This window comes from Serratia sp. BNK-4 (assembly GCF_048685115.1).
GTDB classification, from domain to species: domain Bacteria; phylum Pseudomonadota; class Gammaproteobacteria; order Enterobacterales; family Enterobacteriaceae; genus Serratia; species Serratia bockelmannii.
In genome coordinates, this window is the sequence record NZ_JBLQTM010000001.1 from 247,364 (window position 1) to 268,187 (window position 20,824).

Below are 20,824 nucleotides of genomic sequence, written 5' to 3' on the forward strand. Positions count from 1 at the left end.
GGTCATACTATAGCGTCAACGATGAACGTAGGAGCGATCGGTAAAGGAAGTGTCACAACCACTGCGGACCCAATCAGCGAAGTGAGCCTGATCAGTGTTGTGCAAACCCCTGCCAGCGGGGTTGGGGGTATTTATTCGGGGAGCAGCGTAGTACTCGTGACATGGGACTGACCCTGTAGCGGCGCTACGCGGGGCGGTACGCAGTGCCTGTGTCGCCGACCATGGGCGTGCGGTGGAGGGGGGGGGGGTACGCGCGGCACGCGGGTGGCTAAAAAAGTGTTCGGCCTTAATTGAACATCCCATAGACGGTCGCAATAGTAAGTACAAATCAAATCAGCCTGTTCGAAGTACAATGTGATAACCGGACGAATGATAGAAAAGAAACCCCCGCGGATACCGTGCCGGTACATGTTCAACTAACCGACGCTCTACCCATAATCTCTTCGCAATGCTCCACTCGGCTGATAGGAGATGTAGTATAGGAAATACTAGATATTCGATGAGATACCCATACATTAATCCTATGTTTGGGTCGATTGTCATGGTGATAATACTTGAGTCTTGCCCTATAACCTATAATGGACTGCTGTTAGTTCTATGGATTCTGAACATTCACATAACATGCATAGTGATGCTTAGTCGAGTGATGAGCGGTTTTTGATTAACTGTTTGTTTTAAAAATATATTTTTCATGAGTGAACAGTGCGTATAGTTTCCCCGTAAATCTTTCTTGCAGAAGTAAATTCGAGAGTGTGGTGTAAATTTGTTAAAAGAAGTGTTCGGAACGGGTATGCATTTAAATTTCAGTTCTGCTCCGGATAGTAAACCGAGATTGTAAATATGCTCCTAATTGCAGGTTGGAACTTTGCCTGTACTTGGAGAAAAACTTCACTGGGGGCATAAAAAAGGGCATGTGCATTCTTTTGATAAATTACTGTTATTTTTTTCAATTTGTTGAGTTTGTATGTGAGTCCCGCCGCGGATTCGGGTGACATGCCGGTACGACTGGTTTTGACCGAATCAGAATGGCGATGAGCTGGTGCTCGGTGGATCTGATTTTAGGAGAGATCACCTCAGGAACGTATGTCGGAAACTCTCTAAAAGTGAACGGCTATGCATACATTGAACTAACCATTCCCTATATAATGTTCTGATTTATAATCACATTATAAACAGTGACTACTGTGACCTGTTTTTCGATAAATCTTTTTCATGTCAGTGCCGATTTGTAGAGGTTGAGTAAAAATTCTTCGTGGAGGTGTTTGTGTATAGTGTGGTGTATAAAAACAATTTTTTGATTAAAATTTATTTAATATCAATATGATAAATTAAAATTATCACTCCTGTGATCGGAAGCCATGGTGCAGTCAGGTGGATAGCCTCGTGCTCGAGCTCGAAAAATCTCTCATCAACGACCCTGTCTCCCATGCGGTTTCGTGCCTGTTCCTCGGCCGCCTTCAATTTCGAGACAGCCTGACATTTGCTGGAAATTTCCTGGTCGAGTTGCTGTAACTGGGACTCAGTATTGCTCCACTCAGTTCTTGTAAGCTCCAGGGCACTGTTCGTCCCCTGCGCTCGTAAGACTGATTGCTGCAAGGTCGCAGAGAGCTTTTGCAATGTCGATCTCCACGACTTCCAGGCCGCAGTCGCGAACAAACGGGAGAAGAAACCTGGGCGGCAAGCAAGATGGCTGTCGAGCATGATCTTGTCCTGCTCGATCTGCAATTTTGCCTTCTCATGCTCTCGTTGGCAGGATTCAGCAATCTGGTGAGCCTCTTCGATAGTTTCATTCAGGCTCGGACGGCGTTGTTTCAATATTTGAAGTTCGTTGGCCGCCCCCTTAAGCGCCCGGATATCCCGGCGCATCACTTCAATGCTTGCGATTTCGGCGTCTACCGTCTCTTTGAGTTTAAGGAATGCGGTTCGCGCTTGCAGCCAAGCCGAAGCAGCATCCGTTTCGTTTGTGCTGGGCCGCTCATTGATGACCACGCTGGGCATAATGCGATCAATGATTGCGCCAGTTCGTTCGTCATTTATCTCACGCATGACGTTTATGCCGCGAGCTGCTTTCAGGTAGGTAAGGAAACCGCCGTCCTCATTCCACCAGAAACCTTGCTGGAACGCTCCTCGGTTGCTGCTCTTGCCGAGTGCTGCGGCGATCAGTCCCCAGGTTTCGATAGGATCGGAGGGGATGTCATCGCCGTGGCCCGATCAAGAATGCACCCAACGACGATGTCCCGCAGAAGAGTGGTCTTTCCGGTACCCGGTGGCCCATTGACGCCGATGATACCTGGAGCATCATTCAGCTCAGCACGTGCCGCATTCACGGCAGCTTGTTGAAGCAGCACCAATGGATGGCCGCCTTTCGAAGGCCAACGAGCCTGCGGCATGAGCGACGGTGCGACGAACGGCTCAACTGCGGAAATGGGCGAAAGCACGTCGATTTTCTGGTCAGGCCTACCAATTCCCATGTAGCGGCGCAAACTGGTTCCGGCTTTGCCCGTCTCGAGCAATTTAGTTGCTTCATCGAGATCTTCAAGATAGAAAGAATTCAGTAACGAAGGTTCAGGCGGCGTCTTGGCTTTGAAATGATGAAACACCTTAATCGCAAATGTGGGTGGCTCAACCAAATGCTTGGGTACACCGAACTGAGACACAAGCCATTTATAAGCGTTAAGAACGACATCCAAATCGATCGGTATGGGTTCTCCATCCTCGTTGTGACGGCGAACCATTCGATCCAGATACTCGATAATGTGCGGCTCAACATTCGGCCATTTCCCTAAGCTCCCAATCTTCAGATCGAGAGCCTGCTTGAGTGCCCAGGCAAAACTGGAAAAAGCGACGCCTTTGTCCTCAAGCACATAACCTTCCTTGTCGATCAGGATCGAACCGATGGCCGCTTTCTTACCGTCCGGGCGTGAACGCTCCTCATCCTCGCCAAAAACCTTGACCAGCTCGTCCGTCGCCTTGTCGAGAGCGATGACGCCAAGGATGACCTCGAAATAAATCTTATAGCTGGGCTTGCTGCGGGCATTTGGCCCCCATGGAACCTCGCTCCAATAGAGCAACCCTGGAGCGGTCACCGGTTGCCATATTGGCAGGGACCTTAATACACGCAGCAACACCAGGGCATCCTATCGGCCGCTGAACGGCCAATATCATAACGACAAGCGCTCCCCAAACCGGCTCAGGCCGGTTTTTTTGTGCCTGCGGTTCAGGCTGTTCACCCTGTAGGTGAACAGGGGGGTACACCGAGAAGGTAGCTATACACCCATCAATGCATTGAAATAAAAGGATAAAATAAAAAGATGTATAGGGTGAACAGTTTTTCTATAAATCTTTTTTTTGTGGCTGTGAGTCCAAGAAATAAAGCTGCGATCAGAAAATAGAGACAGTAAATTTATGCGTAACAATAATTTTTGGTTTGGGTTCGTGACACGGAACCTAACCAAGTTCTTTGTATGGTTGAATTTTATGCTGTTTTCAGAGCAATAGTCTAATCCTCCAGCGTTTCACGAAATTTATACTGGGGGCACAAAAGGGGGCATAATCTTGCTTTTTTTTAATAATATTATATTTTTCAGTGTATTGATTAGTGATTTGAGTCCGGCCTTCGCACCATTAAGTACCGCGTGAACAAGAAGCCACCGAAAGGTGGTTTTTTTGTGCCTGGAATTTGGTTGCGAACAGTCCCCTGCCTTTGTTCCTTGCTAACTCATAAGTAGAGTTATGTGTTTTGGGGTCATTCATATATCGCGATACGCCTTGGCTCAGTGCCATTGAGACTGATTTGACCGAGATTTGCTGATGCGACTGGCATGATTGCTGCCCAGTGAGAGGGCTCATAATCGATCTGATGAAATAGCTTATCTAGCGCATCAGTTGGCAAATTCGTGTAGAGATGCATCATTCATGTGATATTGATATTCATTCTCAATAAAGTGTATCAGTGATATGATAAGCACTTCCAAAATAAAGCCAGGGATGCTTTGATTAAATGTCTATTAAACCTCTATTTTTTATGTCCTTTCTTGCTTTGTCAGCCTGCAGTACGAATAAAGTCGTGGATACTTTTTCGGGAACACCGGGTACAGCAGGAATGGCATATTGTGTACGAGACTTGTGGGAGAATGATGCCATTGCCAATAATTATCCCAGCGGTCCAATCCGTATACTAGAAAATCGTAGTGGCACTGGCAGTTACTATGTTTTTGATGAGAAAGGGGAGGAGATGGTACAGGCCAAAGGTACGATTGGCTTGTGGTTTGGAGACAAGCCAGAAAAAATTGAAGTTAATTTCGTTATTCCCCAGGATAAGTCGATGACCGTTAGGGCAACACGCAGGCTAGAACTGAGCAAACAGTGTGCGGTTATCCCAACCAAGGTGCGAGAGGACAAATACTTACCGTCGGTGATTTGCACAGATAAGACGGCTTGCAACTTCAGGCGCGATATTTAAAAACACGCTGAATGTGTGACTACGTCAGTGAAGATGAGGGCGGTAGCTCATCATCTGGCAGCGTTAGTACAGTGCGAACAAGAAGCCACCGGTAGGTGGTTTTTTGTGTTAGGGATTTGCCCTGTATGGCTCATTTCAATTATCAGCCACGGGGTGATGCGCTTTTCACTTTAGTAAAAACCAGATCGTCCTGATGCTTTCATAACGCATATATAATTGACATTAAATGAAAAAATTGCATTTCATTGAAATCTTTCAGAACAAGGAGTTCCAGGATGGAGCCACAACAGAAAGAGATCACGCGGGCGTTAACGCCGGGCGAAGTCAACCTGGCGCGTTCAGCGTTTGGTAACACTATTTTCTATCTGAGCGTGGTGGTGCTACCTGTTTTTGGGCTGCAGAATCAGTACACGGCGATGAGCTCGCACGGGGAGTTGGGCCGTATATAAAAAATTATGCGAGCTAGGATCCTGAAGTGCGGCATCTTTTTATTCATGAGGGAAGTGCCAGTAAGAGAGCTTACGCTTTCTTGTTTTATTTTTTCTTTCCCCATGGAAGGTAATATAAATAGGTTAAATCGTCTAATTTGAAATTGATATAATCACCAACATTGCTTTTAACGGGCGGTAACTCGCTAAAAATAAATAAATATAGAGGTCTTGGTGGCGTGGCCATCGCAAGCTCATCCAGCTTCTCTCGTGAGGTTCTACGGTATTCGGAGCTATCAACAAGGCGAGAAGGGATAAAAAATGTTGGTTTATATTTTATCATTCCTGCTTTCATCTCATTATCGAAACGGACCAAGTAGTAGTCATCTTTACGGTTAATCCACGCTTTACCATAGTAAATTCGTGGCTCATCGATATATGTGCTTAAGTCTTTCCTGTTATTAATACTGATGAAGAAATCCCTTAAGTGGAGCTTACCTTCAGCTGTATTTAGGAAGAAATTCTCTTTTGCAATAAACGAATTAACCAAACCAGAAAGTCGTTTTCTGGAGTGACGACGTTGGTTATTATCTTCTTGCTCCTCACCCGCTATTTTTCGTTGACGCTTTGTTATGTCTTCTTCATCCCCTGAAGAGGGAGTATCACGAATAAAACGCATATTTAGTGGAGACAAGTCAATGTCAACAATATCATCTCGTATAAAAGGAAGGGCTTCAGGGTCTTCTCTGACTGATTTTACTCGTCGTAGGTCTTCGTCCGTTTCGGCTTCAAGTTGGCAACCAGGGCTATGCTCGGAAACAAACTTAAAATAAGGATCGCGTTTGCGCAGTCGTTTTGGTCTGTCCAGGTTGGCACATGTGACTTGAGCTAAGCAATTTTTTTCAGGGCATTTAAATAGATGCTTTGATGCTACGATCTTTTCAGCGAATAATTTGTCAGCCTCTTCTGCTGTAATATCTTTTCCTAATTCAATGCTATAAGCCCGTTCGATTCTCATGCATTATCCTAATTTGAAGGTTGATTATACTTTGTTCTCTCTTCGCATCGCATGCTTGTAGATGTTTATCACTGTATAAACATGATTCGTCTTGATTTAGTTTCACAAAGTTGCAATTTTATGTCTCTACAAAGGTATTCCAAAATCCAGTCGATAAAGGTAAAGTGAGATTTCTTTGTTGAAGTTATATAACACATTGTTTTTTCTAACCTGAATGTTGTGAATAGAACCAGTATATTAGATGTTGAAAGATATTCCGATACTGGTTAGTTGAACATGTCGCATTTCGGAGCATATATGGCTATGGTTGGGCTAACTTGGGATCAGACTCTACGTTTTCGCTTGCTTGAGATCGTGTTGCAATGGGAGGGGCGGTTGACGACTAACCACCTTTGTACTGCTTTTAATATAGGCCGCCAACAGGCATCACGAGATATCAATTGGTATATAAATAATTATGCGCTGAACGGCGTAGAGTATGATTCTAAGCTAAAGGGATTCAGGCCGACCGCGCAATTTGTACCAAAGTTCAGTGAAGGGAAAGTTGATGAATACCTGATGCTGCTGCATCAGGAAAAACAGCAGACGAATGAATGCTTTGATAAGGGAGCTACTCTGCCATTAATGGATCTTCGATATGGTCATATCGAAATCTTGAGCGTCCCAACTCGTCATGTTAACCCAATAATGGTACGCGGATTGGTGCAGGCGGCGCGTTATCAATTGAGAGTGGATGTTGATTATGTTTCCCTCAACTCTGGGGAGCAAAGTGGCCGCAACATTGTTCCGCACACATTGGTTTATGATGGGATTCGTTGGCATGTTCGAGCTTATTGTGAGAAAAAAGGGAATTATTTGGACTTCGTCATGAGCCGTTTTCGCGGTATTCCTGAGTTGCTTGATGCCTCGGACAGAGGGCGGGATAAAGATAGTGAATGGAACACTTTTGTGACAGCCATTGTCGTACCGAATCCAGAGCTGAATGCTGCTCAACGCGCGATTATTGCCAGTGATTATGCGATGAGAGATGGGCATTTGTTGATTACTCAGCGGATGCCTTTGCTTCATTATGCTTTGGAGCGTTTGCAGGTAAATTTCACCGGGGAACATAGGGAAAATCCGTTGTTACATCCGTTGGTACTAAAAAATCGCCATGATTTGGTCTTGCAGGGGTGCTATTTCAAACTTACTGGCAGAGATTTTTCCATGGAGGAATAGATTTCCTTTAAGACCCAATGCGGTTGATATTTTGAATACCCTCAGAGTTTTTGCTGAATAATCAACCGCATTGTAACTGCCTATTACTATTTCACGGCTAATAATGTTGGTTGTTATCTTTATTGGTTTCTCTAATATTTAATCTGAAAAATATTTCATCTCTTAAAATATTTAATAAATCAATGGATTTGGATATATTCACATGGTTTACTTTTTATGTGGATATCCGTATGCCGTTTACCGTAATCGCAGAAATGGATGAGTCAAAGTGGGATGATAAGCCCGGTGAGGAGTATCACTTCCCTAAGCGTTACACCGCTATGCTTACTCCTGGTACTCGAGTGGTTTACTACAAAGGTAAGTTGAGAGATAAGCTCTACCGAGATGAACGAATGACGGATGAACCGCATTACTTTGCGGTAGCTACTATTGCCTATGTTTATTCCGATCCAAATGCGCAGAATGGGGAATTATACGCGATAGTCGAGGATTTTCAGCCTTTCACTAAACCGCTGTTGGCAAAGACCGCCACAGGTTATTTCGAGGTGATCCCGGCAAGTCGCCAATCGAACTATTGGCGTGATGGCGTGCGGCCAATCACTAAGGACATTTATCAGGCAATTGTGGCACAGGCGGTACTTGGCCCGGTGATTGAGTCTGTGATTGAAGAAGAGGATTACAACCAAAGTCTAGAATCTGCGGACACTCCTCAAGAAGGGGCAAAGATTGGTTATTTCACCACCAAATATGAGCGTAATCCCAAGTTAAGACGTGCAGCCCTGAAGTTACACGGTTCAACTTGCTGTGCTTGTGGTTTCAACTTTGAGGCCTTTTACGGGGACTATGCTGAAGGGTTTATCCATATCCACCACGTGGTGCCGGTCTCGGAATTTGGCGGAAAGAAAACAGTAGATCCTCAAACCGATCTGGTGCCCGTTTGCGCTAACTGCCATAGCATCATTCATCGTAAAAAAGATAAAACGCTTTCTATTGATGAGCTTAGAGAAATGATTGAGCGGCAGAAAGTATAGCGCTAATCTTTCAGTTCAAAAAAGAAGACGGTAGTTATGCAGTCTTCTTCACTGCAAGAAATACCCTATTTGCGTGAGTTATATGATGAGGTTTTACTTGGAAATTGAACTAGCCATTCTTAAATAGCGCCTTCTCGACCATCTCAGACACTACAACGCTTGAACACACCTCCTCGATAAAGCAAAAATCCCCAGCGCGCTGCCCAATGCCAGGGCGCTGGCGGCTGCCGTGGATAGCGCGAACTCGCGCGTGTAGGGCAGCAGCAGGCCAACCGCAGAGAGGCTGCCCAACAGCAGGCTAAAGAACAGCGCTTTTTTACGATAGGGCGCCTTTAGGTTGAGATAGGCGGCGACGGCGCAGACGATAAGGGGGCCACCGACGACGACCAACTGCGGCAGAATGATGAGCGCCCCGGCGAGGAGATTGGACAGCCCAACGTCCTCTACGCCGGCGTAAGAGACAATAAGAAACATGATGCCGATGGCTAACACCGTGCTCAGTTTGATGACGATATAGGCGCTCGCGCACAGGTTAAGCGCCTTTAATCCTACTATCATCACGTTGTTTGCCATCGTTCATCCTTGAGTTTGCTGGATATGGGCCGTGTTGGCCTGGGAAATGGTTTATCTTACCCCAACCCCCCAATCCTTCCCCGAATCTCCTCCTCCGGCAGATCCACGCCAATAAACACCAACGTGCTCTTGCGCTCTTCCTCAGGCAGCCATTCCCGATCCCAGTCGGCGTTGTACAGCCGCTGCACGCCCTGGAACAGCAGGCGGCGCGGCTCGTCTTCGATAGACAGAATGCCTTTGTAGCGCAGCAGGTTGTCGGCGTATTCCAGCAGCAGGCCTTCCATCACGTCGGAGATTTGCATCAGCGGCAGCGGGCGCTCCAGCGTCACGACAATTGAGCGGATGTCGCTCTGCGGCTGCGGGATGCGGCGGAACAGCGGGGTGGCTGGCGTCAGGTTCAGCTTGTCGTTCAGCGTGAAGCCTTCGATGTCGAACAGCACGCTCAGATCGATGTCGCCGTGCGTCACCTTGTACACCGGCGCGCGGGCGTTCATCCGCTGCAGCCGCTGGATCAGCGCCTCGCAGTCCGGCGCCACGTCGGTTTTGGTCAGCAGGAGGCGGTCGGCGTAGCCCACCTGCGCCTGGGCGATGCTGAACTGGCTCAGCTGTTGGTCGGCGTGCGCCGCGTCCACCAGGGTGATGATGCCGTCCAGCAGGAAGCGCTCGCACAGGATCTCGTGCGAGAAAAAGGTCTGGGTAATCGGGCCGGGATCGGCCATGCCGGTGCATTCGATGATCAGCCGATCGAACGCCAGCTGGCCGCTGTCGACGCCGTCCAGCAGATCCAGCAGCGCGTCCGCCAGCTCGTTGGACTTGCTGCAGCAGATGCAGCCGTTGCTCAGGGTGGTGATGCGGCTTGCGCGATCGCCGATCAGCGCGTCGTCGATCGGCACTTCGCCGAACTCGTTCTCGATGACCGCGATTTTATAGCCGTGTTCGGCGTTCAGGATGTGGCGCAGCAGGGTGGTTTTGCCGGCGCCCAAAAAGCCGGTCAGGATGGTGACTGCAATGGGTTTCATACGGGTCCTTGTGACTGCGGGTTAACAGCAGCGCATGCCGCCTTTGCCGTCGCCGCCGTAGCGCGCTTGCTGGCGCTCGCGGAAAAATTCTTTATAGGTCATCACCGGTTTGTCCGGGTGGTTGTCTTTCATGTGCTGGACGTAGGTATCGTAGTCAGGCACGCCCACCAACATGCGCGCCGCCTGCCCGAGGTACTTCCCCGCCTGGCCGAGATTTCCGAACATAAGCCTTCTCCAACTTTACCCTGCATCACTACAGCGCTTGCTTAAGCCTGATATTAGGGGAAGCCGGGGGATGGGGTTCCCGCAGGGATGCCCCCCACCTCCGGGTCGCCCCGGGTATCTCGATTGCATCGCGCCGCACGCCTGGCATCTTGCGATACGCAGGCCGTGCGGCTTTGGGTACTACTTAACGTTTATTATGCAGGGTATCCGTTAAATCACATCAATGCTGGGTCGAAACTTTGACCTCCCCCTCAGTTACGCCGTCGGCGGGCGCGGCCTGCGGCACCGGTACGTAAGGCGTTTCCTGGTCGGTGCGTTTCGGGTTTTTGTGCGCCGCCATCGCGGTTTTCACCCCGTAGAAGATGATGCTGTACACCACCAGCAGGAACAGAATGCTCAGTCCGGCGTTGGTGTAGTTGTTCACCACGATGTGGTTCATGTTGGCGATCTGCTGGGCGCTCAGCTCGGCGCCGCCTTCGGCGATCTTGCGCTTGTACTCGCCGGCCAGGAAGAAGAAGCCTTCCAGCTGCGGGTTGTCGCTGAACAGCTTCAGCCCCAGCGCGTAGGTGGTGCAGATCAGCAGCCACACCGCCGGCAGCACGGTCACCCAGATGTATTGGGTGCGCTTCATCTTAATCAGCACCACGGTGCCCAGCACCAGCGCCACGGCGGCCAGCATCTGGTTGGAGATGCCGAACAGCGGCCACAGGCTCTTCACGCCGCCGAGCGGATCCACCACGCCCTGATACAGCAGGTAGCCCCACAGCCCGACGCAGCCGGCGGTGCCGACGATGCCGGCCACCAGCGAGTCGGTTTTCTTCAGGAACGGCACGAAGTTGCCCAGCAGATCCTGCAGCATAAAGCGGCCGGAGCGGGTGCCGGCGTCCAGCGCGGTCAGGATGAACAGCGCCTCGAACAGAATGCCGAAGTGGTACCAGAAGCCCATGTTGGCGCCCGGAATGATCTGGTGGAACACGTGGGCGATGCCCACCGCCAGCGTTGGCGCGCCGCCGGCGCGGTTCAGCACCGAAGGTTCGCCGATGTCGGTGGCGGTCTGCAGGATCTGTTCCGGGCTGATGACGAAGCCCCAGGAGCTGACCGCCGCCGCCGCATGCACGGTGACGTCCTTCAGCGAAGCCATGATCATCGGCGCGTCTTCGGTGCCCAGGCGGTGCAGATCCGGCATGGTGATGCCCAGCGCCGCCGGTGGGGTGTTCATGGCGAAGTACAGGCCCGGTTCGATGATGGAAGCCGCCACCAGCGCCATGATGGCGACGAAGGACTCCATCAGCATCGCGCCGTAGCCGATAAAGCGTGCGTCGGTCTCATTGGCCAGCAGCTTCGGCGTGGTGCCGGAGGCGATCAGCGCATGGAAGCCGGAGACCGCGCCGCAGGCGATGGTGATGAACAGGAACGGGAACAGGGTGCCTTTCCATACCGGGCCGGTGCCGTCGACGAACTGGGTGACCGCCGGCATTTTCAGCTCAGGGTTGAGGATCACGATGCCGATCGCCAGCCCGACGATCACGCCGATTTTCAGGAAGGTGGCCAGGTAGTCGCGCGGCGCCAGGATCAGCCACACCGGCAGCAGGGCGGAGACAAAGGCGTAGCCGATCAGCGTGAAGGTGATGGTAGTGTCTTTAAAGGTCAGCGCCGGGCCCCAGTACGGATCGTGCGCTACCACGCCGCCGAACCAGATGGCGGCCACCAGCAGCACGATGCCGATGATTGACACTTCACCCACGCGGCCGGGGCGCAAGTAGCGCATGTAGATGCCCATAAACAGCGCGATCGGCACGGTGGAGCAGACGGTGAATACGCCCCACGGGCTTTCCGCCAGCGCTTTCACCACGATCAGCGCCAGCACCGCCAGGATGATGATCATGATCAGGAAGCAGCCGAACAGCGCGATGGTGCCCGGTATCGGCCCCATCTCTTTTTTAATGATCTCACCGAGCGAGGCGCCGTTGCGGCGCGAGGAGATGAACAGCACCATAAAGTCCTGCACCGCCCCCGCCAGCACCACGCCGCCCAGCAGCCACAGCGTGCCGGGCAGGTAGCCGACCTGCGCGGCCAGCACCGGCCCCACCAGCGGCCCGGCGCCGGCGATGGCGGCGAAGTGGTGGCCGAACAGCACGTTCTTGTTGGTCGGCACGTAGTTCAGGCCGTCGTTGTTGACCACCGCCGGGGTGGCGCGGCCGGCGTCCAGCTTCATCACCCTGGTGGCGATGTACAGGCTGTAGTAGCGGTAGGCCACCAGATACACCGCCACCGAAGCGACGACGATCCACAGCGCGCTGATGTGTTCGCCGCGGCGCAGCGCCACCACGCCGAGGCAGGCTGCGCCGAGTATCCCCAGCAGCATCCACGGAATGTGCTTTAAAATCCCCTCTCGTTTCATGAGGTATCCTTAATTCCAGTCTGCAAAATATGAATGAACTCATCCGCTTGTAAGAGATGTCAGAGTGGCGCGGTGAGCCGTAGCGTCTTTCCCGAGGTAAGGCGGGTTTAGGAACAGCTCATCATCGCCGGGGGTAAGGGGGGAAGACAGGCGTATTTCGGTCAGCGGTCAGATCCGCCGGGTGAACGGTTGGATTGGCGGGGTAAGCGGTTTGTTGCATAACCAACAGCCGCCCGTCAGCCGCTGTTGCCAATGCAGCACCCGCCCGAACTCGCTGGCTTTAAACTCCCGGTTTTTCAGCCAGATGCCTTAATGCGGCGGTTGGCACGCATCCTGCTATCGGTTTTATAACCAAAACAATGTTTTCAATATTTGGAAGTCAATAATGGTTATATGCGCGCCGCATAACGGCGCCGACGGTCAGAGGGAGAGAAGCATGTCAGCAGCAAACCACTCGCAGCAGCCGATTCAGTTCGCCTACTGGGTGCCGAACGTTTCCGGCGGCCTGGTGATCAGCAATATCCCGCAGCGCACCGGTTGGGACATCGGTTATAACCGCAAGCTGGCGCAGATCGCCGAGCGCGCCGGTTTCGACTACGCGCTTACCCAGATCCGCTTCACCGCCGGTTACGGCGCGGAAAACCAGCACGAATCGGTGTCGTTCTCACAGGCCCTGTTGGACGCCACCGAGAAACTAAAAGTGATCGCCGCGCTGCTGCCGGGGCCGTGGAACCCCACGCTGGCGGCCAAACAGATCGCCACCATCAGCCATCTTTCCAACGCGCGCATTGCGGTGAACATTGTCAGCGGCTGGTTCCGCGGCGAGTTCAAGGCCATCGGCGAGCCGTGGCTGGATCATGAGGAGCGCTACCTGCGTTCGGAAGAGTTTATCCGCTGCCTGCGCGGCATCTGGACTGAGCCCAGCTTCACCTTCGCCGGCGATTTCTACCGTTTCCGCGACTACTCGCTGAAGCCGAAGCCGCTGGCGCCGTTGCCGGAAATTTTCCAGGGCGGCAGCTCACGCGCGGCGCGCGACATGGCGGCGCGGGTCTCGGACTGGTATTTCACCAATGGCAACAGCGTGGAGGGCATTCGCCGGCAGGTGGAGGACATCCAGAGCAAGGCGCAGGCCAATCACCATCGGGTGAAGGTGGGGGTGAACGGTTTCGTCATCGCCCGCGAGAGCGAACAGGCGGCGCAGGCGGTGCTGCAGGAGATCATCGATCACGCCAACCCGGAGGCGGTGCAGGGCTTCGGGCACGAGGTGAAAAACGCCGGGGCGGCCTCGCCCGAGGGCGAGGGCAACTGGGCCAAGTCCACCTTCGAAGATTTGGTGCAGTATAACGACGGCTTTAAAACCAACCTGATCGGCACGCCGCAGCAGATCGCCGAGCGCATCATCGCGTTGAAAGACGCCGGGGTGGATCTGCTGTTGCTGGCATTTCTGCACTTCCAGGAAGAGGTGGAGTACTTCGGCCGCGAAGTGATCCCGCTGGTGCGCGAACTGGAGCGCCAGCGGGCAGCGGCCTGAGCGTTCAACCCGTTTGCAGAGTTTGTAGCAGGTGGATAAAGGCGGCGCTGAGCGGCGGCGTGGCCGGCTCATGGCGGGTAAAGACGTAAAAGCGCGCGCTGATGTCGATCTCGTGCGTCGGGATTTTCTGCAGGTGCAGCTGCGGGGCGTAGTGCGCGACCACCCGATCGCTCAGCAGCGCGATATAGCCCTGCTGCCTGACCAGGCACCAGGTCGCCAGAAAGGAGTCGGTCTCGACGATCTGGCCGTGCGGCGTGTAACGCTCGGCGATCTCGCGGATGGCGGCGTGCCCCACCGAGCAGGAGCGCGGCACCACCCATTTGGCTTCGGCCGGCGGCTGCCCGGCGGCGGTCAGGTCGCCCCCTTGATAGAGCGAGAAGCGCTCGCTCTTCAGCGCCTGCATGGCCAGATCGGCGCCGCCCGCCGCGCCGTTCAGGCTGCTGACCGCCAAATCCAGCTCGCAGTTTCGCAGCCGGGCCAGCAGGCCTTCCGGGCCGTCTTCCACCACCGTCACCCGGGTATGCGGGTAGCGGCGGTTGAAGCCTTCGAGCACCTGGGGCAGGTAGCACAGCAGCGGATCGACGCTCATCCCCACCCGCAGGCGCTTCTCGCCGCCGGCGCTCAGGCCGCGCAGCTCGTCAAACGCGCTGAGCAACTGATTGGTGGCGGCGTCTATCCGCCGGTAAAACAGCTCGCCGACCGCCGTCAGGCGAACGCCGCGGTTGCTGCGCTCCAGCAGCCGCGCGCCGATGGACATTTCCAGCTCTTTGAGCACCCGGCTTAGCGTCGGTTGCGAGACGGCCAGTTTTTTCGCGGCATCGTGCAAACTTCCGCAGTGAACGATGTCTTTGAACATCGTCAGATGAGCCAGTTTTGGCATGGTTTTCATGGTGGATCTCCCTGGAAGTGAACGGCATTAGCCGGAGCCGGCGATGCGGCTGTAATAGGCCTGTTTCATCATGCTGTCGTTCAGCAGTTTATTGATGGTCTGGTCGAGCACCGGCGTGGTGACGGAGGCCGGCATCAGCGTGGCGGTGATCTCCACGTCGTCGTCGCCAAAGGGTTCGATATCCAGATGCGAGATAAAGCAGTTTTCTCCTTGCAGCACCTGTTTGAATTTGGCCAGCGCTTCACGCTGTTCATGCTCGAAGGCAATGACGCAAATCTGGTAGGTGGATTCGCCGTTAACGTCATTGAAGGGCTGTTTGTTGACCATATTGACCAGCGGGCGCAGCAGGGTGTTGGCGGCGAGCACGAACAGCGTGGCGGCCAGCGCATCGCCGTACAGGCCGCAGCCGGCGCAGGCGCCAACCGCCGCGGAGCCCCAGAGCGTGGCGGCGGTGTTCAGGCCGCGGATGTTCATCCCTTCTTTCATGATGGCCCCGGCGCCGAGAAAGCCGACGCCGGAGACCACGTAGGAGATGACCCGCACCGCGCCGCCGCTGCCGTCGATGGTCATGGCCAGGTGGACGAAGATCGCCGCGCTGGTGGCCACCAGCGTATTGGTGCGCAGCCCGGCGGTGCGCTGGCGGAATTGTCTTTCGTAGCCGATGGCGGCGCCCAGAACGGACGCGGTCAGCAGCGTCAGCAGTGTATGAATGAAATGCATGATAATAACTCGATGTATTATCCGCTTATCATGAGCCACCCGTGGCGGGGTAACTCTTGATAAACAGGTAGTTAAGTTGGCGGGATCCGTCCCGCCAGGCCAGGGCGGCGCTCAGTGCGCGGCGGCGATCTGCCGGCTGAGCGTCTCGCTGATTTTGTCCGTCAGCGGCTGCATCCCCTCGCGGGTGCGCGTCTCGCGGCGCTGCGCGATGTGATAGCAGCCGTCGAGGGTGCCGGCGTCCAGAAGGAGGATGCGATCAGACATCATCACCGCTTCCTCTACGCTGTGGGTCACCAGCACGATGGAGCGGGTTTTGATCTGGCGCGTGCTCCAGATGCGCAGCAGATCGCTGCGCAGGTGTTCGCCGGTATAGACGTCCAGCGCGGAAAAGGGCTCATCCAGCAACAGCAGCATCGGTTCTACCGCCAGCGCGCGCGCAAAGCCGACCCGCTGGCGCATGCCGCCGGAAAGCTCGCGCGGGTAGGCGTCGCGGTAGGGCGCGAGACCGACCAGATCGAGCATTTTCAGCGTCTGGGTTTCGACCACCTGCGGCGGCAGATCCTGCGCCTGCAGCCCGAAGGCGATATTTTGATAGACGTTCAGCCACGGGAAAATGGCGAAGGTCTGGAACACCATGTTGATCTGCGGATTCGGCCCCGAGACTTTTTTATCCCCCAGCATCACGGTGCCCAGATCCGGCGCGATCAGGCCGGAAAGTATGCGCAGCAGGGTGGATTTGCCCGAGCCGGACTGCCCCAAAATGCTGACGACCTCGTTATCGTAGAGGCGCAGGTTGATTTCATTCAGCACCAGGCGTTTTTCTTTACCGGTAGGCTGAACGCTTTTGCTGACGTTATTAACCGTCAGCAACGTGGTTTTTTTTACCATCATGATGTTTCTCCACTCAATTAAAAATATGAGCATGGAAAAATGGCCGATAGTTATCGCCGCGCAGGGGTAAAATAAATGCGAGCGCAAATAAGCCTGAGCGTTATCGGACTGTTAATAAGCGTATGCTGGAAGGATTAGCCTGTCAGGCGCGCCGGAGCGGCGTACGCGGAGGCCATGTGCTGAAGGGGTAAAGCGAAGGGATGTGGTAACTGACGCATATCCTGACACTTTCAGGATGCAATGGGATGACTATTGCTCCTGTGACCTCAGCGATTCCAACAATAAAATAAACAACCAACTGTCGCCGTCCATATCATTTCCCCGTTATTTTTCGTGTGGCCATAATACGCGTGATATTGCCTGTGATTCAATGTGGTTAGGCGGAATTATCGCGGCAAAATGTAATTTAATATGAATACGGGAAAGTTTTTCTTTATTTATTAAACGGGGCGTCAACGAAAATCATGAGAGTGAATATAGGCGCTATTTTATGGAAATATAAACCTGAATTAAACGAGAGAATAACAGGGCGGGCGCAAGACAAATAATGAACCGGCCGCAGCGCGCGCTGCGGCCGGTATCGGGTCAGAACTGATACATGATGCCGGTTTCGACAATGTCGTCGGCGCCGGCGCCGACGGCGTTCTGCCGTTGCAGCAGGTTGAGCTTGTACTCCACGTAGGTCGACATATTGGCGTTGAAGCTGTAGTTCAGCGCCAGATCCAGGTATTTGACCAGATCGGCGTCGCCGATGCCGGGCAGGTTACGGCCGCGCGTTTGCAGGTAGGCTACCGAGGGCGTGACGCCGGAATCGAAGTGATACTGCGCGACCGCCTCAATAGCGTCCGCGCGGGGGGCGAAGCCGGCGTAGCGATCGCCGTCGACGTAGGTCATGTTCTCGGTGCGCGCGTAGCTGGCCGCCAGGTAGAGGTTGTCCTGGTCGTATTTCAGCCCCAGGGTCCAGGCCCGAGCGCGATCGCCGTCAGCCAGGCCGAAGCGCTGTTGCGCCAGCGTGCGCGCAGAGTTGGCGTAGGCGCCGCCAACATTGAGCCCCACGCCGGTGTCGTAGGTGGCGGAAAAGGCGTAGCCATCGCCGTTTTGCGTCTGGATATCCTTCGCCCGCAGAGCGTCGTCCCCCCGATTCTTCCCCTGATATTGCAGGCCGAGATCCAGGCCGTCGACCAGGCCGCCCAGGCTGCGGTTGTGGTAGGTCAGCAGGCCGTTGGCGCGTCCGGTCATAAAGTTGTCGGCCGCTTCGTAGCTGTCGTTGCCGAATTCAGGCAGCACGTCCGTCCAGCCGGCCACGTCATACAGCAGGCCGTAGTTGCGGCCGTAGTCCAGGCTGCCCCAGCGGCTGAACGTCAGCCCGGCGAAGCCCAGCCGGGTATAGCTATTGCCCGGCCCGGCGCTTTCCGGCTGATCGAGCCCCGCCTGATATTCCCATTGGCCATACCCTGTCAGCCCGTCGGCGATCTGCGTCTCGCCTTTGAAACCGAAGCGGGTATAGGAGCGGTCGCCGTTATTGTCGGCGTCGCTGCTGAAGTAATGCACGCCGTTCAGCTGGCCGTACAGATCCAGTTTATTGCCGTCTTTATTGATGATTTCCGCGCCGGCGGCGGCGGCCGGCAGCAGGATGATCAGCGTCATCAGCACGCTTTTATGGTTCATTTCAGTTCCCCAAGTGGATGAAAACAGGGCCGTTAACCGGCCGATTGCGCTTGCGCGATTTTTTTGTATAGGCAGCTGCGGATCCGATCGGTGAGGTGCCGCAGGCTTTCCCGGTTGCGCGCCGCACGCGGGATATTGACGCTGAATTCGCCATCGATCCGTTTGCTGGTCGCGTCCAGGATCAGCACCCGATCGGACATCAGCACCGCCTCTTCGACGTCGTGGGTCACCATCACCATGGCGCGCGTGCGCAGCCGGTTGTCTCCCCACAGCGCCAGCAGATCGCTGCGTAGTTTTTGCGCGGTAAAGATATCGAGGGCGGAGAAGGGCTCGTCCAGCAGCAAGACATCGGGCTCTACCGCCAACGCCCGGGCGAAGCCCACGCGCTGGCGCATGCCGCCCGAGAGCTCGCGCGGCCAGGCGTGCTCATAGCCGGTCAGGCCCACCAGGCGCAGCAGCGCCCCCAGCCGCTCGGCGATCGTCTGCGGCGGCAGCCGTTGCGCCAGCAGCCCGAAGGCGATGTTGTCGTACACCGTTAGCCAGGGATAGAGCGCGTAGGACTGAAACACCATGCCGGCGTTCGCGCTCGGGCCATTGATCGGTTTGCCCGCCAGGGTGAGCGTGCCGCTGTCCGGCGGGATCAGCCCGGCCAGCATGCGCAGCAGCGTGGACTTGCCCGAACCGGATTGCCCCAGAATGGTGACGAACTCGCCGGCGTGTACGGTCAGCGATACGTCGCGCAGCACGGGTTTGGGGCGTTTATTTTCGCCGATAAACGTCTTGTTCAGCCGGCGGGCGCTGATAATTACCTCTTGAGTCAGCATGTGGTTCCCCCTTGATCAGTCATATTTGAATTTGGTTTCCGCGATGCGATACAGCGGTTGCCAGACGAAGATGATGCACAGCGCCACCAGCGCACACATGGCGGCGCAGCCCAGCGCTGACTCCGGGTTCTTGCCGGCGTCGGTGACGACGGAAATGAACGCGCCCAGCCCGGTGGCGCTGAGGGTGGTGCTGCCCCACTGGATCACTTCGGCGGCGATGGCGCTGTTCCAGGCGCCGCCGGCGGCGGAGATGATGCCGGTCACGATGTAGGGGAAGATCGCCGGCAGCATGTAGTAGCGCCACCAGCGGAAGCGGCGCAGGCCGAAGGTTTCGCTGACCTCGGTGATCTGCGTCGGAATGGCGGAAACGCCGGCGATCACGTTGAACAATACGTACCACTGGGTGCCCAGCATGATCATCGGAATGGCCCACCAGCCGAGATCCTGATGATAAATGGCGATAAAGGCGGCGATCAGCGGGTAGAAAATGTTGGGCGGAATGGCCGCCAGGATCTGGATGATCGGCTGGAAGATCTTCACCAGGCGCGGATTCAGGCCGATCCACACCCCCAGCGGCGTGAAGATCGCCACGCTGAGCAGCATGGCCGCAGCCACGCGCGCGGTGGTAAGCAGCATCCATTCCGGCAGCATGGCGAAGTACTGTTTGGGGAAGTATTCCCACAGCCGGTAACCGAACCAGACGCAGGCCAGCACCACGCCGAGATACCACAGGCTGCGCCACAGCCAGTTCCCCTTGGCGGCGAGCCTGAACAGGCGGTGCAGGCCGAGGGCGTACCACAGCCGCGGCAGCTTGAACAGCCACAGGTCAGCCAGCGCGCGCAGCGTGCGGCCGAGCGCCGCGCCGACGTGCGAGAAGGCCAGGCTGTTGTAAAACCACGGATTGCCGAGCGGGCGATTGGCGGTGACGTCTTCGTATTTGAAGCGGGCGGTGTAGCGCACCAGCGGGCGGAAAACCAGCTGATCGAGCAGCACGATGTTGGCGGCCAGCGCGACGATCGCATACAGGATCGCCGGCACGTTCTGCTGCGCCAGCGCTTCGGCGATATAGGAACCGACGCCGGGCAGTTCGACCGAGCGATCGCCGACCGGAATGGCTTCGGAGGCCACCAGGGCGAACCAGGCGGCGGATTGCGACACCATGGCGTTCCACAGCAGGCCCGGCACCGAATAGATGAACTCCAGCCGCCAGAAGCGTTGCCACGGGTTGTAATTGAAGCTGCGGGCGGCTTCATCCAGCTCCTTGGGCACGATGCGCAGCGTCTGATACAGCGTCAGCATCATGTTCCAGGCCTGGCCGGTAAACACCGCGAAGATAGCGGTGCACTCCAGCCCCATCACGCTGTGCGGGTAGAGGTTGAGAAAGTACACGGTCGTGAAGGTCAGAAACCCCACCAGCGGCACCGACTCCATAAAGTTGACGAAGGGCAGGATCACCCGGCGCAGCGGCGCATAGCGCGCGGCCAGCACGGCGAACACCACAGAAAACAGCAGCGACCAGGCCATGCCGAGGAGAAAACGCATGCTGGTTCTGAGCGAATAATAAAGCAGGTTCCAGGCATCGAGACTAATGGCAGAGACGTTTTGTTCATTGAAGTCGCCGTGCATGTCGCCCCACGCGCGAATAAAAAAGGCAATGAAGAAAACGCCGATGGCGATAACGATAAAGTCATTTAAATAAGACTTTCTGAAAATAGATGTACCCCGGTTATTTTGCATAACGCAATACCTTATTTTTCCCATAAGAAATCCGTCGCCGCTCGGGTAATAGGCCCGGCGACACCAGATAAATACCGCTGTAGCGGTTGAGACAGACGTTGTTTTCGCAGCGGGGCGATGGGCGGGCAGGCAGAGCGGGAAAGGCCGTCAGAAGGGGAGCGGTTGCCGCATTCCGTATCTTTCAGAATG

The 20,824-nt window shown here is 54.8% G+C and carries 18 protein-coding genes; 5 read left to right on the forward strand and 13 right to left on the reverse strand.

All coding sequences use genetic code 11. The features are described 5' to 3' along the window. Positions 1-1,305: 1,305 nt before the first annotated feature. Both ACMGGW_RS01165 and ACMGGW_RS01170 read right to left on the reverse strand, forming a co-directional pair. Positions 1,306-2,046, reverse strand: coding sequence for a hypothetical protein (locus ACMGGW_RS01165; RefSeq protein WP_420279144.1), 741 nt, complete (start codon positions 2,044-2,046; stop codon positions 1,306-1,308). 113 nt (positions 2,047-2,159) lie between these two features. Then, positions 2,160-3,128 carry a hypothetical protein gene (locus ACMGGW_RS01170; protein WP_420279145.1) on the reverse strand — a complete coding sequence of 323 codons (969 nt, stop codon included), beginning with the start codon at positions 3,126-3,128 and terminating at the stop codon, positions 2,160-2,162. Positions 3,129-4,000: 872 nt separating this feature from the next. On the opposite strand from ACMGGW_RS01170, the gene ACMGGW_RS01175 reads away from it, so the two are divergent. Together ACMGGW_RS01175 and ACMGGW_RS01180 are read left to right on the forward strand one after the other, a co-directional pair. Continuing rightward, positions 4,001-4,462, forward strand: a complete 462-nt coding sequence (locus tag ACMGGW_RS01175; protein ID WP_142590963.1) for a hypothetical protein — start codon at positions 4,001-4,003, stop codon at positions 4,460-4,462. Between the two features lie 275 nt (positions 4,463-4,737). Beyond that, the gene (locus ACMGGW_RS01180) at positions 4,738-4,911 is read left to right on the forward strand and encodes a hypothetical protein (protein WP_154618042.1); all 174 of its coding nucleotides are present in this window, start codon (positions 4,738-4,740) and stop codon (positions 4,909-4,911) included. Positions 4,912-4,996: 85 nt separating this feature from the next. On the opposite strand, the gene ACMGGW_RS01185 is transcribed toward ACMGGW_RS01180, so the two are convergent. Further along, positions 4,997-5,908: a hypothetical protein gene (locus ACMGGW_RS01185; RefSeq protein ID WP_420279146.1), complete on the reverse strand. Its 912-nt coding sequence runs from the start codon at positions 5,906-5,908 to the stop codon at positions 4,997-4,999. Positions 5,909-6,205: 297 nt separating this feature from the next. Between ACMGGW_RS01185 and ACMGGW_RS01190 the strand changes: the two genes are divergently transcribed. Together ACMGGW_RS01190 and ACMGGW_RS01195 are read left to right on the forward strand one after the other, a co-directional pair. Then, on the forward strand, positions 6,206-7,126 hold the full coding sequence (locus ACMGGW_RS01190; RefSeq protein WP_043136272.1) for a WYL domain-containing protein: 921 nt from the start codon (positions 6,206-6,208) through the stop codon (positions 7,124-7,126). A 110-nt stretch (positions 7,127-7,236) separates the two neighbouring features. Next, positions 7,237-8,157, forward strand: a complete 921-nt coding sequence (locus tag ACMGGW_RS01195; protein ID WP_313246177.1) for an HNH endonuclease — start codon at positions 7,237-7,239, stop codon at positions 8,155-8,157. Between the two features lie 150 nt (positions 8,158-8,307). Here the strand turns inward: ACMGGW_RS01195 and ACMGGW_RS01200 are convergent, their stop codons facing one another. From ACMGGW_RS01200 to ACMGGW_RS01215, 4 genes are all read right to left on the reverse strand, one after another. Then, the gene (locus tag ACMGGW_RS01200) at positions 8,308-8,730 is read right to left on the reverse strand and encodes a hypothetical protein (protein WP_197832122.1); all 423 of its coding nucleotides are present in this window, start codon (positions 8,728-8,730) and stop codon (positions 8,308-8,310) included. Positions 8,731-8,786: 56 nt separating this feature from the next. After that, positions 8,787-9,749, reverse strand: coding sequence for a GTPase (gene yjiA, locus ACMGGW_RS01205; protein WP_049207763.1), 963 nt, complete (start codon positions 9,747-9,749; stop codon positions 8,787-8,789). 21 nt (positions 9,750-9,770) lie between these two features. Then, positions 9,771-9,974, reverse strand: a complete 204-nt coding sequence (locus tag ACMGGW_RS01210) for a YbdD/YjiX family protein (protein ID WP_004953088.1) — start codon at positions 9,972-9,974, stop codon at positions 9,771-9,773. A gap of 220 nt (positions 9,975-10,194) precedes the next feature. Next, on the reverse strand, positions 10,195-12,375 hold the full coding sequence (locus tag ACMGGW_RS01215) for a carbon starvation CstA family protein (protein ID WP_038630167.1): 2,181 nt from the start codon (positions 12,373-12,375) through the stop codon (positions 10,195-10,197). A 436-nt stretch (positions 12,376-12,811) separates the two neighbouring features. Between ACMGGW_RS01215 and sfnG the strand changes: the two genes are divergently transcribed. Next, positions 12,812-13,906 (forward strand): dimethylsulfone monooxygenase SfnG, encoded by a 1,095-nt coding sequence (gene sfnG, locus ACMGGW_RS01220; protein ID WP_025305137.1) that lies wholly within the window; start codon positions 12,812-12,814, stop codon positions 13,904-13,906. 4 nt (positions 13,907-13,910) lie between these two features. Here the strand turns inward: sfnG and ACMGGW_RS01225 are convergent, their stop codons facing one another. The 6 genes from ACMGGW_RS01225 to ACMGGW_RS01250 all read right to left on the reverse strand — a co-directional run bounded on the left by ACMGGW_RS01225 (position 13,911) and on the right by ACMGGW_RS01250 (position 20,635). Beyond that, positions 13,911-14,795 (reverse strand): LysR family transcriptional regulator, encoded by an 885-nt coding sequence (locus ACMGGW_RS01225; RefSeq protein ID WP_197770861.1) that lies wholly within the window; start codon positions 14,793-14,795, stop codon positions 13,911-13,913. A 27-nt stretch (positions 14,796-14,822) separates the two neighbouring features. After that, on the reverse strand, positions 14,823-15,515 hold the full coding sequence (locus ACMGGW_RS01230; RefSeq protein ID WP_019453282.1) for an MgtC/SapB family protein: 693 nt from the start codon (positions 15,513-15,515) through the stop codon (positions 14,823-14,825). A 111-nt stretch (positions 15,516-15,626) separates the two neighbouring features. Beyond that, positions 15,627-16,406 carry an ABC transporter ATP-binding protein gene (locus ACMGGW_RS01235; RefSeq protein ID WP_197819415.1) on the reverse strand — a complete coding sequence of 260 codons (780 nt, stop codon included), beginning with the start codon at positions 16,404-16,406 and terminating at the stop codon, positions 15,627-15,629. A gap of 585 nt (positions 16,407-16,991) precedes the next feature. Continuing rightward, complete coding sequence (locus ACMGGW_RS01240; protein WP_197833522.1) at positions 16,992-18,074, reverse strand: porin; 1,083 nt, start codon at positions 18,072-18,074, stop codon at positions 16,992-16,994. Between the two features lie 32 nt (positions 18,075-18,106). After that, positions 18,107-18,898 carry an ATP-binding cassette domain-containing protein gene (locus tag ACMGGW_RS01245; protein WP_197770864.1) on the reverse strand — a complete coding sequence of 264 codons (792 nt, stop codon included), beginning with the start codon at positions 18,896-18,898 and terminating at the stop codon, positions 18,107-18,109. 15 nt (positions 18,899-18,913) lie between these two features. After that, the gene (locus ACMGGW_RS01250; RefSeq protein ID WP_238476084.1) at positions 18,914-20,635 is read right to left on the reverse strand and encodes an ABC transporter permease; all 1,722 of its coding nucleotides are present in this window, start codon (positions 20,633-20,635) and stop codon (positions 18,914-18,916) included. Between the last annotated feature and the right edge of the window lie 189 nt (positions 20,636-20,824).